The organism is Stieleria sp. JC731 (assembly GCF_020966635.1).
Taxonomy (GTDB): Bacteria; Planctomycetota; Planctomycetia; order Pirellulales; family Pirellulaceae; genus Stieleria.
This window is the reverse complement of record NZ_JAJKFQ010000001.1, coordinates 703817-720758: the sequence shown is the minus strand read 5'-3', so window position 1 is coordinate 720758 and position 16942 is coordinate 703817. Positions and strand designations below refer to the sequence as shown.

Sequence of the window (16942 nt, the reverse complement as noted above, 5' to 3'; positions counted from 1 at the left end):
CGACATTGTGTCTGTTACTACTCGTTCGCAACAAACAGGGGGCAAATGATGTCTGCGATCGAAATAGAAACTCCCGTCACGTGGGAGTCCGATTACGCTCAACGCGTAAACCCGGAACTGATGAACCGTCTGCTACACCGAGCGGTGCCGGTTCTTGAATGGACGGGATGGAAAATTACCAAGGTTGAACGCGGTTACTGTGAATCGGTGTTACCACTTAGCGTTCCGACGACAAACCAACACGGGACACATCAAGCCGCGTTGATTTCATTGTCGGCGGACTATACCGGCGGCATGGCTTTAACCACGCTATTGACCGGTGTACCGCTAACCGGGATCCATCGAGGGCATCCCAATCGATCAGCCTCACTATGGCTGGCTTCGATGGATGTAAAGTACGAAAACCCAAGCACCAGCCATCTGCGTGGTGTTTGCCGTATCGATGCCAAAACAGCCGAACGAATCAAGTCTCGATACTTCGGCGGGCGAATCGTACTGGTCACGCTCACGGTGGAGTTTTTCTCCGAAGACAACGAGCGTGTTGCGGTTGCCGAAATGAAGTACTTCGCACAAGCGACCTCACAACTGTTGCGAGATCGTGAAGACGGGCAACGGTCATCACTATCGAAGCTGAACTTGAAAAAGTCAGCGCGCATCATTGCGGGACTGCGTGCTCAACGTAGTAGACAAGAAGGACAATGGATCTGTCGCGAAGACGGCATCAAAATCCGTATCGATGGCGGGCATGATATGTTCGCGGCGGGAACGCATGGGTTGCTTCAGGCGGAACGCCTTCAAAAAGTTCTACCGCAGTTGCAGTCGATGGTCGCAGCACGCACGATCAATGCGGACGATGTCCTTCGTTCGATGCCGGAAGTCGAGCAGTTGGTCATGCTGGGAGCCGGCCTGGATATGCGACCGCTAAGGCTGAGCAACCATTTGAAGGGCGCCACGGTTTTCGAAATCGATTTGCCTGAAATGTTGACCGAACGGCAGCACGTCATCCAGCGAATGGATAAGCAAATCGGTGGAACGCATCAGACGCCTGAACGGTATCAGATCGCGGCCGACTTTTTGCGATGCGATGTCGGTAGCAAACTGCGAGATCACTTTGCGTTCTCACAGACTGCCGCAACGCTGGTGATCTACGAAGGCTGTTCCATGTACTTTGAACATGAACAGAACGTGCGATTGCTTTCCTCTGTCATGCGATCACTGAAGAACCCTGCAAGCCGCCTGTGGCTCGACTGTGTCACACCCGCTGTGATTCATGCCAACACCGGTGATCCCAATATCCACGCATTCGTCGATCAGATGGAGATGATTGGTGAAAAATTCATCTACGGGCCGACGGACATCGCAGGATTCCTAGTTGAATGTGGAGTCAAACTCGACAAGTTTGTGACGGCCGGAAACGTCCTGGACGATGACGATCCGACGCTTGCAGAGTATCGCTTTGTGACTGCATGTCGCGACAGCGTCGACTTGGAAAGTGACCCTGCCTAGATAGATCGCTTCGATAGCGATTGAACACCTTGATCAGCCAAACAGCGTTGGGGCGCGATTCAACAATCGAACCGCGAACTGACGCCGGCTGACCGGTGAATTCTCATTAACGGTACTCCAAAAACATCATCGAAAGATTCTGCGGCAGTGGCGACCGGCCAGTTGGAAATCCGATCTGAAAAGGCATCCATGAAATTAGGTTAAACGCACCACAACGCGGCTGCCCTGCTTTGCGATCACCTTCACACTCTGCCCGCCGTCAACGAAGTCGCCTTCGGTGACCACGTCGACGGTGTAGTCATCGACCGCCATCTTGCCGCCCGGCCTCAACGCACCAACGGCGACGCCGGTATCCCCGATCTGAACGCGTTGCCACCCCGGCATCAACACACTTGGTGCGGCACCACCGGCCGCCGGATCTTCGCCGACGCCTGGAAGCGCCACTTGCGGTTTCAATGTCAAACGCCCGAGTCCCGGGATATCGCCGATATACTTCGAAAGTATCAGCATCGCGATAAAGAAACCAATGAAGGCCCCAAGGACGGTCACGACATCCCAACCTACATCGATCAGGTTTTGTCCATTCTGCAGATCGATAAATCGGTGTGAAGCCATCACCAGTGATGTTAGCAACAGCGCAAACCCGCCTAGACCGGCGACACCAAATCCTGGAATGACAAAGATCTCCATACCGATGAATGCGATCCCGAGAACGAATAGCGTGACCTCCAGCCAACCTGCGGTGCCTCCTAGAAAGCGACTCCAGAAGAACAATCCGAAACACAGCATCGAGGTCAAACCGCCAATCCCGATCCCCGGTGCGCTCAGTTCAATTCCAAGCGCTACCAACCCGACAACTAATAGCAGGAACGTCACGAACCAATGATTGAGAATCATGATGGCAATGTCCGTTCCGGTGCGATCGAGCACGGGAATGGGTGTTTCGACATCAAGCTGCTCCGCAAGTTCATCAACGCTCTCGACGGTCTGCTCTGCCATTCCTAGCTCGACAAGACGTTTCCCATTCGCGATGAAAAACATGTCTTTGTTCGCTTCACGGATTGGTTTTCCAACTTCCCATTGATCGGCATCGGGCATTGATTCCAGTTCTTTGTCACTGAGATACCGCACCTCGCCGGACTCTTTGTTGACAGACCGAAAAACGACCATGTCCTTGTCCGTCATTTTCTCCGCCAATGTCATCGGCCGCCCCGTCTGCTCGGCGGCGTCCCTTGCCCGCTGAGCGACGGCACTTCGTCGTTTCTCCTCGACGTATCGAAAAGCGCCATCTTCGCCCATCATGATGACACCTGCATCACCAAGACGCCCATTGGGGCTCATGTAAATCTTGTCGCATGAAATCGCGATCAGCGCCGCGCCACTGATCGCATCTTTTTGAACGTATGCGACGGTCTCTACATTTTTCGTCTCCAAGATCATGTCCATGATTTCAAAGGTGTAGAACACTTCACCGCCGGGTGAATTGATGTCCAAAATGATGACATCAACACCGGAGTCGACTGCCTCGTGAAATTTGCGCATCAACAGTTCGGCACTGAGTGCGTGAATCGCATCATGAAACGGAATTAACACGGCCTTCCGCACCTTCGCTGCTTTGACTTCTGTATCCTGTTGACGCTCATTGCCGCCACCGGATGCCTCTTCGTCTTGGAGACCCCGTGGTTGTTCAACAACTCCCTCGGCTTCGCTCGATAGGGCTTCCGCTGATTTTTCCTGTGCTGATAGTTCCTGTGCGGTTGCGACCGGCGTTAGCAACATCACCCCAAGGACCATCCCCCAAAAAACCCCAAGGAGCGTCCGCAAATAAGCACCAAGGAGCATCCGCAAGTAAGCACTGCACGCAAACAACCAGAGCATCGCCGCGGGACAGATACGCTGTAAAAGAAGTGGCGTGCGAAACATTTCGTTTTGATATTGCTGAGCAGAGAATAGATAGCTTGCCAAGAGAGGCCCATTTTAGATCAATCTGGGTCGCGCTGTTCGTCGTCAGGGACTGACGATATCGCTCGGTCTTTGGACACAATCCCATTGCCAGCGTATTGATAGCCGGGCTGCTGCTAATCGCCAACCGCGTCAAGTCCGTGCGGGACTAGCCGCATTATTTCCCAGCAGATGGAGATTCCCAGAACGGATCCAGCACAGTGAAATCTTGACGTCTGCAAAGCGTCTGAACCGGTCTGTGTAAATGTGGCTTGCGAGCTAGAAACGAGAAACTTCCCAAGGCCGACAACAAATTCACCAGTCTCAATCGCAAAAGAAATTTTTTTAAACGCAATCCTGCCTTCTTTCCTCGGCCACCCAGAACGGATAAACGTCAAAGCCTGATATCGATCACCGATGCAGATGACGAGAGCAGATCAAAGTCCCTGGAGCTATCCGAAAGATGGTGAGCCAACTTGCTGGATCGACGGACGGAAAGTCAACAACATTCCTCATCGCGCACTGATCCGCCATTGACCATCCTTTTTGGCGTGATCAGCACCTTCCAGGCAATGCGAAGCTTAAGAGCTTGGTTGATTCGGCCAGGGGCCCCGACTCCCCCAGCTTCTTGAAGCCCAGCTGACCAGCACAAATTCGATGCGACACGGCGTCCTTATGCGTTCGCTTTGGCAGACCTAGTGGTGCATTTCTGCCCCCAGAAACGGGCGGCGAGGGGTGACGAAACGAAGCTTTCGTGGTAGAAGTGTGGGCTGCATGAGAGCTGTTTTTCTGGTGCGAACGCAACTAGAATGTTGCGGCAACGCGCGACATGTTTACAACAGGTTAAACAGCGTGACGGCAAATAAGGCCCTTCACGGGCCACACACGAAGACACCGCAGGAGCCCGTCTTCGTGAACCTTGGCGCGGCGAGTTTTCGTGATGCGACAGCGCAATGCGAAGCACAGCCAACGAACAAGGTCGGTAGTTGCTCAGAGGCGGTTGGTTCCACTTGCTCACTGGGCTGGCCGAACGGCAAAGCGTTGGCTGAGTCGTCTCGGACGCGTTAGGTAGACATTGGTAGAAGCGAAGGTGCAGTCCGGCGTTTTGCCCCGCGACACCTTCAACTGGTCCACTCGTTTGATTCACCTAGGGAGAATCTTTTTCATGACCAAATGCAAGTTGGAATACGTCTGGTTGGATGGTTATCAACCGACTCAAAGTCTGCGTAGCAAGACGAAGGTCGTCAGTGATTTCAGCGGAAATGTTGAAGACGCGCCGGTCTGGTCGTTCGATGGCTCCTCGACTGAGCAGGCTCCAGGCGGTTCGTCCGACTGCTTGCTCAAGCCAGTCCGCGTTGTCCCCGATCCAGGCCGCCTTGGCACTGGCTTCCTCGTGATGTGCGAAGTTCTGAACGCCGACGGCACCCCACACCGCACCAACGGACGCGCCACCATCGATGATGATGACGGCGATTTTTGGTTCGGTTTCGAGCAAGAATACACCCTGTGGAATCCTGACACCAACAAGCCACTCGGCTTCCCAATGGAAGGCTACCCAGGTCCTCAAGGCCCTTACTACTGCAGCGTCGGAACCGGCAAAGCAGTTGGACGTGAAATCGTCGAAGAGCACTTGGAACTGTGCCTGCAAGCTGGCCTGAACGTCGAAGGCATCAACGCCGAAGTGATGATGGGCCAATGGGAATTCCAGATCTTCTCCAAAGGCGCTAAAGAAGCTGGCGACCAAATCTGGTTGTCTCGCTACTTGCTTGAGCGCGTTGCCGAAGCTCACGGCCTGTCGATCAACTGGCACTGCAAGCCAGTCAAGGGCGACTGGAACGGAAGCGGCATGCACGCAAACTTCTCGAACGAAACATTGCGTAACTGCGGCAGCCAAGAAACTTACGAAGCAATCTGCCAAGCGTTCGAACCACGCATCAAAGAACACATCGACGTGTACGGTGCTGACAACGATCAACGTTTGACCGGCCTTCACGAAACACAGTCGATCGACAAGTTCAGCTACGGTGTTTCTGACCGTGGTGCTTCGATCCGTATCCCAATCGGCACGGTCGAAAACGGCTGGAAAGGTTGGTTGGAAGATCGTCGCCCAGCGTCGAACGCCGACCCATACATGGTTGCCAGCGCAATCATCGCGACTGTCAAAAGCGCAGCCGTTCCTGCGTAACTTCGCTAGGCATCAGCCGGGCAGCAATCCCGATCACGGCATTCGAACAATGCCGACACGTCGGCTGCTAAGCCCGGTTTGACCCCAGTACTTCGATAACCGACCGTGAACCTCACGGTCGGTTATTTTTTTGAACGTACAGTACCTTGCTGCTCTAAGGCTTTCCGCCTTAAGAAACCTTGCTGCTTTAAGAAGTCGATAGCGCTGCCAGTCGAGCATCTAGCTTCGTGTCAAAATCGCTAAACAGATCCAGCACCTTAGGCTGATTCAAACTGTGCTCGACCTGCTCTGCTCCTTTGCGAACAGGACTTTCCTCTCGTTGTGATAGCGGATCGTCCGACTTTTGAGCCGCGATCGCTTTAGCCATTTTGATCGCCGCTTCAGACCACCGATCCATTCCAGAAAGTGCATCACCAACGACAGCACGGACGACGCGAAAATCCATCCCGGAAAAGGCCTTGTCGAATGCTTCTCGCAATTGTTTGTCATCTGGACGCGAAGCCATCGTTGCATATCGCTTGACGGTTCGCCCCAGCAAGATGCAACGAATTAACTCCAAGGGAACTCCCCGTACGGAGGTCATGATCGCGACCGCTTTTCGAACCGGAAACAGCAACAGCTTGATTGGAATCCTTGCAACCATCGCCGCCGCCCCTGACAAAATCCCGCCAGGATCGTTGTACATTGCATCAAAATCGTTCAGCAACTCGGATCGGCTCTGACGGGCGAGTGTTGACGAGACAATGTGCTTGCGGCATTTGGCTTTTACAAAGTCATCCACGAATGGCACCGGAATGAATCTTGCCGCAGCAGACACCATCCCCGCGACGATCCACGAATGCATCTCTGGGACTAGCGTGCTCTGGCGTTCAACTTTCAATCGAGCCAATTCGTTCGCATCGATCACATTCGATTGGGACATTGATTCAACCATCTTGGCTTGCGTAATCAGTTGTTGCCTGTTCATCTTGCTTGAAACCACTCCCCTGTGATGCATCTACCATGCCAAAACGGACTGACAAAACCCGGTAGAGCGTCGTCGCATCCCCTCAAGGCCGCAAACTGCCGACCGGAAGGCGCCCGATTGATCACGCATTCTGACGTTGCCAAACACGGATAGACTGCCCCTAAGCCAAGACGCCTCTCGTTAGCCAAACCATCAACAGGGGCTATAATCCGCGCAGCTTGCCACCAGGCAATCGCCGCCAATTAAAGGTGTAATCCAGGAGCCCTCCTAATGACCCCAATATTGAATTCGATCCAATCAAAATCGGTTGTCTGCCTTGCGTTGTGCCTTTCGCTAAGCTCCTTCGCAGCGATGGCAGGCGATTGGCCGCAGTGGCGTGGCACCAATCGTGATGCCACCATCAATGATTCCTCTCTTCCGATCGAGCTGCCTGCCGGGCAACTGCCCCGGCAATGGTCAGCGGCTGTGGGGCCTGGCTATAGCGGTCCGACGATCGCCAATGGCCGTGTCTATTTGACAGATCGCCAAGGCGAATCTCCCAACGCTGTCGAACGCGTCCTCTGCTTTGATGCCGAAAGCGGCAAGCCCCTTTGGCAACACCAGGATCCTGTTCAATACGCGATTGGCTATGAAGCATCTGGACCACGTGCTGCCGTAACGATTGACAACGGTCAAGCCTTTGCGGTCGGTGCAATGGGTCGTATGAATTGCTTCGACGCGGCGACGGGATCATTGCAGTGGACTCGAGACTTGCAAGAAGATTTCAAAATCGACATGCCGATCTGGGGAATCACCGCCGCTCCGTTGATTTATGACAACTTGGTCATTCAGATGACATCCGGAAAGGCAGGTGCATGCGTGGTGGCACTTGATCGATCTAGTGGTGTTGAACGATGGCGTTCCCTTGATGAACGCGGCGGCTACAGTGCTCCGATCCTCGTTCGTCAGGGCGATCAAGACGTCGTGGTTTGCTGGACCGGTGATAGCGTCAGTGGACTCGATCCAAAAAACGGAGCGGTTTTCTGGTCGATTGAAATGAAGCCTCGCAATATGCCGATCGGCGTGCCGACTCCCGTGATCCAAGACGACCTTTTGTTTGTGTCTTCGTTCTATGACGGTTCACTTCTAATCCGGCTCGACCAACAGAAACCCGCTGCAGCTACAGTCTGGCGCCGCATCGGTGTCGACGAACGCAATACCGATGCACTGCATGCGATGATCTCCAACCCGATCATCAAAGGGGACTGCATCTACGGCGCTGATAGCTATGGCGAATTCCGCTGCCTAGATCTAATGACAGGCGACCGGATCTGGGAAAACTTGGATGTCGTCCCCAAAGCCCGCTGGGCGACGGTGCACATCATCCGTAACGGTAACAACGAGATCATCCAGAACGATCGCGGCGAATTACTGATGACAACATTAAAACGAAGCGGAATCGATATCCACTCTCGATCGCAATTGATCTCGCCGACAACCCAACAGCTGAAACGACGTGATGGTGTGGTCTGGTCACATCCCGCCATTGCCAACGGGAAGATCTATGCACGAAACGATGATGAACTGATCTGCGTTCCGCTCCGCTAGATCGGCATGTGGTTGCCGATCAATAGGTCACTTCGGTCCCAACATAAGCCGTGATTCCCGGTCGATAAACACCACGACCGGCACGATAGTCGATGTGTTCTTGGTAGAACTTATCGGTGAAGTTTTCTACGCCGGCTGTAAACAGCCATTGGTTGATTGCCTTGTAACCACGGACGTCATAGGTTGTGAACCCTGCCGTAGGCTGTTCTTCCAAAGACCTTGCGGCGCGGGGTTGATTGTCAACGATCCGGGCCATCAGCTCGATTCCCCAGCTCGGTCTCGGGGTGGGCTCTTCCAACACAATTCCGATCCGAGCCTCAAGAGGATTGATGCCGGGTAAAGGTTCTTCATCGCCACGGGGATCCGCACTACGGTCCAAAAACGGCGACTGTCGCGCCGGCTCTCGACGCGTCAGGTCTGTTCCTTGGGTGTACGTTGTGGTGCCGAACAGCGTAATGTAATCGCTACACTGTCGCTGTCCGTACAGTTCCACACCGCTTAGCACGGCAAGGTCTGTATTGGTGAACGCGGCGCCTTTTTGAAAACCGTCGGAGGTTCCCGGTGGGTCCAAAAGATCATAGGTGATGAAGTCCTCGATCCACGCGTAGTGTGTTTGAGCTCCAAATCGGTTCTTTCCTTCGGAATACCGTAGCGCCGCATCGAGCTGATAGAGTTTTTCCTGTTTGAGCTTGGGGTCGCCCAACAAGAACGTCACGCCACGTTGAAGGCTGCCAATAAAGGATGCTTCGGCATACATTTCCGTCAGTGTCGGTGCTCGCGATGCGAACCCCATCCCGAGATTGATATCCCATTGCGGGGTCAAACGATAATCCGCAGTGAGGTACGCCGCCCCCAGAAAGAACGCCTGCTCCAGCTTCGCTTCCTTTATATCTGACAGCGGGATCGGCACCCCTTTGACTTGATCTTCGGAATCGGTGAAGACACCATCGACACGTCCACCAGCGGTCATCGACAAGCGATCGGTAATCCGCTCGACGTCTTCAAAATACAACCCGACGTCAATCGAATGGCTTCTGGGAATCGGATAGTTATTATCGTGCGGCGGTGCAAACGTCTCGATATCGTTAAGTTCCTGATTGAGGACAATCATGTCGGTCCCGAACGCATACTGCCCGCTGCGTGTTTCCAAAATACTTTCCAACCGATAACCGGCACTTAACGCATCAACATCGGTGGTGGCCGCCCCGTCAGCGCCACTGGGTGACTCAAGTTCGGTTAGCAGCGAGGGGATCTGCTGCTTCTTACCTGGACGACTGGTGTCACCCTCGAACCGTGTTCGGTTGTACCAAAACTCGGCGGAGAATTGATCGGAGAAAAACGCTGGCGCGAGGTTGGTATAAGTGACTTCATACCCGTCTGTCACCAGATAGTTGATGTCGTACACAAGACCGGGAATCTCGACATCGGTTTGATCAAGTCGTAGATAATTGAACTCGATCGTTTCATGATCCGACAGATCACACCCTAACGCCAAGAACACATCACGCGATTTGAAACTCGATGGCATAAAGAAACCGTCCTCGCCGGTTTCGTAGTCATTTGCCGTTTGGTGTCCATAGCTCAGATAGAAGCCATAGTCTTCACCCCCACCCCAACCCGATTGGCGGCCGTACCAGTGATCGCCGTTGCTGCTATATGTTGCGCTGGTGCTGCCGTGTATTTCCGGCGACTTGTACCGAGGCGAATGAACAAACTCCAAGTCGACCACACGAAAGCTTGGCCCATAGCGTGCAGCATAGGGGCCTTTGATCAAAATCAAATCTTCGACCAATCTTGAGTCGATCTTGCTCATCATCGTGTCAAGGTCCATCCGAGCTGGCGCCCAGTACGACCCCGAAGCCAGAATTTGACCGACACGCTGTCCACGAACACGTGTATCGCTGGTGATCGGTGTCCGGTGCTGGATTGTTACGCCTTGTGCACCTTTGGCCTGCTTGAGCAGACTTCCGACATCGGACGTTCGACGGCCAACCGCTTCAGCGGAGAACACCGCATTGGCGGCAGGTGACTGTGCGTGCGGACGTCGCACCTCGGAGAGCTGATCCAGCTGATCGACTTCACCGAACAACTTTGACAAGCGATCATCAGCGGCAAGCGGCGGCTTTGCATTCTTTTGCTCACGACGGTTCGCCGCTTCCGAAGACGCGTTCTCATTTGCGCCGACTGGACCATTCGGGCGGACCGGGCTGTGCAATTGATCTGCTGAGATGCCGTCGCCTAGCAGGGGCGTCTCGGCTTGCGAAGATGGCTGATCGCTGGCAAGTTCAGCCTGCTTGGAAAGGTTGGCTTCCGACTGTGCTGCTGCTTCCTGTGCATATGTCAGATTGACTGATGCTCCGATCGAGACAACGACGGAAACGATCAAAAGCTGATGCGTTCGATGTTGGAGCCTGTGCAGCGGTTTACATAGCAACATGGGAAATCCATTTCCGCATTATCGACGATCAATTATTCAATCGCCTCGATCTAATTCGAATCCTTCAAAGTAGCCATCCGACGACACCACTTCTCATTTGTCTATCGTCAATCGCGGGGGCAACTGCTCACAAGCAAACTAGAAAAGACTAGCTGCAGACACGATTGCGTCCGTTTGTCTTGGCTTCATAGAGCTTCTGATCGGCAAGTTGCAAAAAATCCAAACAACCGATCGGACGCACCGGATCCAGGCATGCAACGCCAAAGCTTGCCGAAACGTTTAGATTTCCCACTTCGGTCATGAACGGAGCATCAGCGACGGCATGCCGACATCGCTCGGCAATTTCGCAAGCTTCGGCAAGATCTGTTCCGGCCATCAGCAAACAAAACTCTTCGCCGCCGTATCGCGCCAACAGGTCGTCGCACCGCGAAACGTTAGCGACGCGACTTCCGAATTGCTTTAGGACTTCGTCCCCAACCAAGTGACCGTAGGTATCGTTAATGCTTTTAAAGTGATCGATATCCAGCATGATCACCGAAAGTAGTGACTGCTGACGGATGGCGCGAGCGATCTCACGCTCCATCACTTCAAGCAGATAACGTTTATTCATCGTTCCGGTCAGCACGTCGCGAACCAGCGCGTTGTAAACCGTTTCGTGATACTGCGTTTCGATGCTGTTGGCCGATAAGAATCGGAAAATGAAACTGCCGATGCGAACGGTGTCACCAGAATGAAGGATCCGCTCCTGAACCCCAATTTCGTTTACCAGCGTCCCATTCGTGCTACCTAGATCACGAACCACGTAACCTTCTTCGGTCCACTCCAGTTCCGCGTGCCTGCGGGACACACTTTGGTCGGCCAGAATCAAGTCCGCCCCCGTATCACGCCCGATGACGATCCTGGGTTGCTCCAGTAGCAACATACCGTCGACGACATCAGGCGGATAAATTTGAACCAGGCAAGACTTGTCGCTTCCAGAGATCGAAAGCGAACGCCCATGGCTGTGTGCAAGGGTATGCTCTGCTTCTGGGACTGCCGCTGCGGGTTGGCAATTTGTGTCAGCAAGCATGGGTGGTCACTTGGGTCAGTGTCTTCGTGTAGTGATGCAACGTTGAGATAATTTCGATCCCGGACTGTGCTCCGATCGTGCTCAAACAAAGCCCGAAGCTATCTGTCTCGCGCCGGTTTCATGACCTGATCCTCAAGTTTTAACGGGCCGAAGTCATTTTTCAGCCAATCTTGAACTTTACCCGGAGGTTAAGCATTAGTCCGACTTTAGCGACTGCGACTGCAACGCCTTCAATTCGGATTGCAAGCCCTTTGGAATTTCCTGACTGCCAAGCCTATCGACCAATTCTTTGGCCTGATCAAGTAAGTTTTGACGATTGTGCTCGACATGTCCGTCACCGGACAGTTTCAGACGCCGAACAATGATCCCCAGCCACTGAAGACTACTTTGTCGGTCTAACCCGGCATGGTCATCAAGAAGTTCGAAGCCCAACAATGCGTTGTCGAGATTGCTTGCTTCGTCTTCGTCACCCTGCGTCAGTTCCGCTAGTGAGACATTCGCATCGGTTAGCCGTTGCAAAACTTCGACGGTCGGTCGTTGCTGCAAAAGTTCTTGGTATGTCTTCGTCGATCGAAGCAGCAGTTGCCGAGCGGCGGCCACTTGTTGAGGATCACCCGCATAAACCTTTGCGAGATTGAACTCAGCAGTCGCCAAATTGGTGCGATAAAAGTCATCCGAATCCGACTGCTGCCAAGCTTGGTTTAATTGCATAATGGCTGATCGATAATCGGATGCTGCGGCTTCGCGATCTCCCAATGCGAAAGCCAGCTTGGCCCGCCGAATCTTGGCATGTGCCACCGACTGTAGCAAGCTAACACTCGGCAAGCTTTCTTCAGTCAGGCGTTGTTCAATCAGTTCTGCCAAGTCGGTCCAAGTTCGCATCGCCTCATTCGGTGCCTGCACCTGTTCATAGAGTCTCGCCAGTTGTTCGGTCGCGTTGATCTCATGAGTCAGGTCCTGAGAAGTTCCGCGACGTTTGGATAGCCAAGTGGCCCAATCCACAGCGGACTTCGCATGCTGCAAACGGTTCGCGTCAGTCGATGTTTGACGACCGGCCAATGAGAGATCCAAACGCAACTTGGCAGAGGCCGCTTTGAACTGGAAAGGCAACAGATTTGAACTCGATGAAATCTTCGGCAGCAGCGGTTCGAGTGCCTGATCGATCTCTCGAATGTTCACCGCATCGATCTCTTGATCTGACAGAATCTTCCCAATCCGGCAGTTGGCCAATTCGATTTTCAAATCGTTGGCCAAATGGTTTTCCGCTTCACTTGTGCCACCCGACGCAGACACCAAATTCACATCGAGCCCCGCGTGCGAGCTTGCCTCTTTGGGAATATCAGAAGCCACCGACTGAAACAACGCTTGGGCCGATCCATAGTTTTCTAGTGCCAAATCGCCACGCCCTGCCAGACGATGTAGATCTCCTAGACGTAAATAGCACTTCCCCTGTTCCATCTTTTCCAGGGGTTCGGTCGACCGCATCGTCTGTTCGAATGATTGTTGTGCCGCCAGTTCGGAATATTGCCCAACGGCTTTTTCGATCAGGCGGTTGCGCTCAGATTCCAGCCCCGGATAAAACTGCAACGTCCCACTAAGCTCTAGTAACCATGTGTCAGCCGCATCTCGTGCTTCGATCAAACGCTTCAGGGCAGAGCGATTTGCCAGCTCCGCCAATTTGCGGGCTTGGTGTTCGGCACGATGGGCGGAGTGGATAATGACTGAAAAGACAGAAGCCGACACCAGGAGAATCGCAGCAGATGAAAGGATTCCGGTCGCAAGCGTTCGGTGTCGACGAACCCACCTTCCTCCACGCTCGAACAGAGACCCGGGATGAACGCTAACAGGCTCGCCATGCAGCCAGTGCCGGACGTCCTCGGATAGGTCTAACGCACTTCCATAGCGATCTCTCGGCAGCAAAGACATCGCTTTTTCGACAATCGCAATTAGCGACGGCGAAAGCTCGGGCCGACATTGTTTTAACGATTCGTACTCAGCGGCGCATGCTCGCTGCAACACCTCGTCAGTTTTCAATCCGGCATGAGGATGCTGTCCGGATAGGATTTCGTAAAGTATCACACCGAGTGAAAAGATGTCGGACCTGTGATCGAGCTGCCCAGTTCGCCCTTGCGCTTGCTCGGGTGACATATACGCCGGAGTGCCGATCACGACGCCGTTGCGTTCGCTGCGCCGTTTCGAAACGTTATCGTTAGACTCGGTCGGCATGCCAAAGCCGTGACGCAATGTTTCGCCGCAATCTTCGGGCTCTTCGTCAATCGTTTTCGCGAGTCCCCAATCGAGCACGATCGTCTCGCCAAATTCGCCAATCATCACATTGGCGGGCTTGAGATCGCGGTGCAAAATCCCTTGCTGATGGGCGTAGGCGACGGTATTGCAAATATCGACAAACCGCTCCAACAGTGGCGTGATCACCGCATCGATTGGCAAACGGTTCTGCTTCGCCTGCGCATTCCACTGTTGGTGCGCATGACGAATCTGGGCTCGCAAAGTTTCGCCTTCGAGTAACTTCATGACGTAGAAGAACTCGCCGCTGTTTTCCTGTCCTAACTCGTGAACAGGAACAACACCGGGGTGCTGTAGCCGACCGGTAATTCTTGCCTCATGAAGGAACTGTTCGCGAAGGTCTTCATTTGTGGATTCACCGATGATGCGTTTGATCGCGACCTCTCGCTCAAGAACTTGGTCGCGAGCCCGCTGCACAATCCCCCATCCGCCTCGCCCCAATTCGTCGGTCGTTTCGAATCGCGTCAAATCGGCTCGAAACTGCCCCTCCAACATCGTCGATTCGTCACGACGCGTAACTGACTGGGCCTTCGTGGACGGCATCGCCCCAGTTCCAGATACCGAACCGGATCGCGAATTCGACCCCGGTCCGATTGTCGCTTCGCCAAAGACATCATCATCCTGATCACGCCGGAAGCTACGAATGGGACTATGCCCGTGTTCTGTTCCGCGACTGGAAGGCTGGTCGGAATGTGTCATCGTCAAAGAGAGCGTCTATGCCAAGGTTACCAATTGTGACGATTACACGAATGGTCGTGATCTAAATCGCCAACGTCCTTTAGACAATAGCTCACCGCTGACATTTAAATTCAGCAAAGGGGACGGTTCGACACAACGCTATCGACAGCCGTTGCACCGTCCGCGAAGCAAGATCTCAGTCACTTCACCGACGGCTTCGCTTGCGCGCAGACTTCCCGCGGTCAACTTGACGCTGTCCAAGCATGAGACCGCCCCACACTCCACACATAAGAAATGCGGATGTGATTCCACGCCATCTTCGCCCGGACGCACTTCTTCAAAGCGATAAACGTGATCGCCGAGTTCCGTCCGGCGAAGAAGCCCCGCGTCGGTCATGTCGTTTAGATTTCGAAACGCCGTCGCCTTGTCGATCCCGCTATCGGCAAGCCGTTGCGCCACCTCGGCGTGAGTCATCGGCGAGGAAGCTTCGCGAAGCATTTGCAAAGTCGACAGCCGTGCGGGAGTCGCGCGGAGCCCTGCAGCTCGAATCGCTTCTTTGACTGAATCAGTTGACTTTGATGTTTGTTTCATCGAAACGTTCGATAATCGGCGTTTACTTCGAATGGACTTGTCGCGAAACCTGCAGCAGCCCCCCTCCACAGCCCAACATGCCGCAAGAGTAGAACACCGCAATCACCGGGTCAAGCGAAGGGCCCCGAACGCTCCTCTGGCCCCCCACCAAAACTCTTTGACAATCCCGAACAACACTGCACTTGCATACGTATTGCATTTGCATCATCATTCCATTTACGTGATATCGAGATCACGGCTTCGATAAATGGAGCATCCGGGCAACCTGGTCACTTGCCATAGGAAACTCGCAACGCCACTTGGCAAACGCTAGCAAACAAATCATTTGGAACAACAACAGCTATCCATGACTTCACCAATTCCATCGACTCGCCTCCCTGTCACTGTCCTTTCGGGTTTTCTTGGAGCGGGAAAAACAACACTTCTAAATCACATTCTTGCCAACCGTGGCGGTTTACGTGTCGCGGTTATCGTCAACGACATGAGCGAAGTTAACATCGACGCGGCTTTGGTGCGGGAGGGATTGGAGAACAATGGGAACGCGGAACTGCTCAGAACAGATGAACAACTGGTTGAACTTAGCAATGGATGCATCTGTTGCACGCTTCGTGAGGACCTACTAATCGAGGTATCCAGATTGGCCAAGGAAGGCCGCTTTGATTACCTACTGATCGAATCGACTGGGATTAGCGAGCCTCTACCTGTCGCAGAAACGTTCACGTTTGAAGGTGACGATGGCACCAGTCTTTCCCAAATAGCAGAGCTAGACACGATGGTCACAGTCGTTGATGCAGGAAGCTTCATGCAGGATTTTGGATCGTGGGATGACTTGGCCGATCGCCGAATGGGACTCGGGGTCGAAGATGACCGCAATATCGTTGACTTGCTGGTCGACCAAATCGAATTCGCCAATGTCATCATCATCAACAAAACAGATTTGGTCTCGGCATATGACTTAGAACAACTCGAACAGATCATCCGACGGTTCAATCCCGAAGCGAAGCTGCTGCGAAGTTGTGAAAGCCGAGTTCCATTGAACGCAATCATGGGAACGGGACTGTTTCAGCTCAGCGAAGCAGCGCTATCTCCGGACTGGCTGGCGGTTCCGCGTGGCCAGGAACAAACCGAAACGGAGGAGTACGGAATCAGTCATTTCGTCTACCGCCGCGACCGACCCTTTCATCCGAAACGCTTGATCCAAGCATTAGATGACAACTTTGACGAGGGACTTTTCGTCGGCGTCCTTCGCAGCAAGGGCCTGATGTGGATCGCGTCTCGCAACGACTGGGCGTACGATTGGTCCCAAGCCGGATGCTCCATTCGAATGGCACCTGCGGGACTTTGGTGGGCCGCAACGTCACGTGAGCACTGGCCAGCTGATCAATCCGCTATTGATGAAATTGAAACCAAACGCTCGGGGCGGCATGGCGACCGACGCCAGGAAGTTGTCTTCATTGGCCAGCAAATGGACGAGCAGCGTGTCACTGAAATCCTTGACCGTTGCTTGCTAACAGATCTCGAATTCGTTCAAGAGCCTCATGCGTGGAAGAATTTTGATGACCCACTACCGCCTATCGAAGTCTATACCGATTCGGATGAGCAAGTGACTTGAGCATTCCCTGGCTGACTTTGCGCCAGATCGATTTGCTTGAAAGATTGACGAACTGCGCACCAAGG

At 53.6% G+C, this 16942-nt stretch carries 10 protein-coding genes; 4 read left to right on the top strand and 6 right to left on the bottom strand.

Annotated features, from left to right (window positions below):
• Nucleotides 1-120: 120 nt before the first annotated feature.
• Nucleotides 121-1506: a class I SAM-dependent methyltransferase gene (locus tag LOC67_RS02315; protein WP_230260896.1), complete on the top strand. Its 1386-nt coding sequence runs from the start codon at nt 121-123 to the stop codon at nt 1504-1506.
• A gap of 195 nt (nt 1507-1701) precedes the next feature.
• Here the strand turns inward: LOC67_RS02315 and LOC67_RS02310 are convergent, their stop codons facing one another.
• The gene (locus tag LOC67_RS02310; protein WP_230260895.1) at nt 1702-3429 is read right to left on the bottom strand and encodes an NfeD family protein; all 1728 of its coding nucleotides are present in this window, start codon (nt 3427-3429) and stop codon (nt 1702-1704) included.
• A gap of 1183 nt (nt 3430-4612) precedes the next feature.
• Here LOC67_RS02310 and LOC67_RS02305 point away from each other — a divergent pair.
• Nucleotides 4613-5632, top strand: a complete 1020-nt coding sequence (locus tag LOC67_RS02305; RefSeq protein WP_230260894.1) for a glutamine synthetase beta-grasp domain-containing protein — start codon at nt 4613-4615, stop codon at nt 5630-5632.
• A 187-nt stretch (nt 5633-5819) separates the two neighbouring features.
• On the opposite strand, the gene LOC67_RS02300 is transcribed toward LOC67_RS02305, so the two are convergent.
• The gene (locus LOC67_RS02300; RefSeq protein ID WP_230260893.1) at nt 5820-6599 is read right to left on the bottom strand and encodes a hypothetical protein; all 780 of its coding nucleotides are present in this window, start codon (nt 6597-6599) and stop codon (nt 5820-5822) included.
• Nucleotides 6600-6869: 270 nt separating this feature from the next.
• Between LOC67_RS02300 and LOC67_RS02295 the strand changes: the two genes are divergently transcribed.
• On the top strand, nt 6870-8186 hold the full coding sequence (locus LOC67_RS02295) for a PQQ-binding-like beta-propeller repeat protein (RefSeq protein ID WP_230260892.1): 1317 nt from the start codon (nt 6870-6872) through the stop codon (nt 8184-8186).
• A gap of 19 nt (nt 8187-8205) precedes the next feature.
• Here the strand turns inward: LOC67_RS02295 and LOC67_RS02290 are convergent, their stop codons facing one another.
• From LOC67_RS02290 to LOC67_RS02275, 4 genes are all read right to left on the bottom strand, one after another.
• Nucleotides 8206-10572 (bottom strand): TonB-dependent receptor, encoded by a 2367-nt coding sequence (locus tag LOC67_RS02290; RefSeq protein ID WP_230260891.1) that lies wholly within the window; start codon nt 10570-10572, stop codon nt 8206-8208.
• Between the two features lie 199 nt (nt 10573-10771).
• Complete coding sequence (locus LOC67_RS02285) at nt 10772-11692, bottom strand: GGDEF domain-containing protein (protein WP_230260890.1); 921 nt, start codon at nt 11690-11692, stop codon at nt 10772-10774.
• Between the two features lie 195 nt (nt 11693-11887).
• The gene (locus LOC67_RS02280) at nt 11888-14695 is read right to left on the bottom strand and encodes a serine/threonine protein kinase (protein ID WP_230260889.1); all 2808 of its coding nucleotides are present in this window, start codon (nt 14693-14695) and stop codon (nt 11888-11890) included.
• 138 nt (nt 14696-14833) lie between these two features.
• Nucleotides 14834-15265: a Fur family transcriptional regulator gene (locus LOC67_RS02275; protein WP_230260888.1), complete on the bottom strand. Its 432-nt coding sequence runs from the start codon at nt 15263-15265 to the stop codon at nt 14834-14836.
• 346 nt (nt 15266-15611) lie between these two features.
• Between LOC67_RS02275 and LOC67_RS02270 the strand changes: the two genes are divergently transcribed.
• Nucleotides 15612-16877, top strand: a complete 1266-nt coding sequence (locus LOC67_RS02270) for a GTP-binding protein (RefSeq protein ID WP_230260887.1) — start codon at nt 15612-15614, stop codon at nt 16875-16877.
• Nucleotides 16878-16942: the final 65 nt, after the last annotated feature.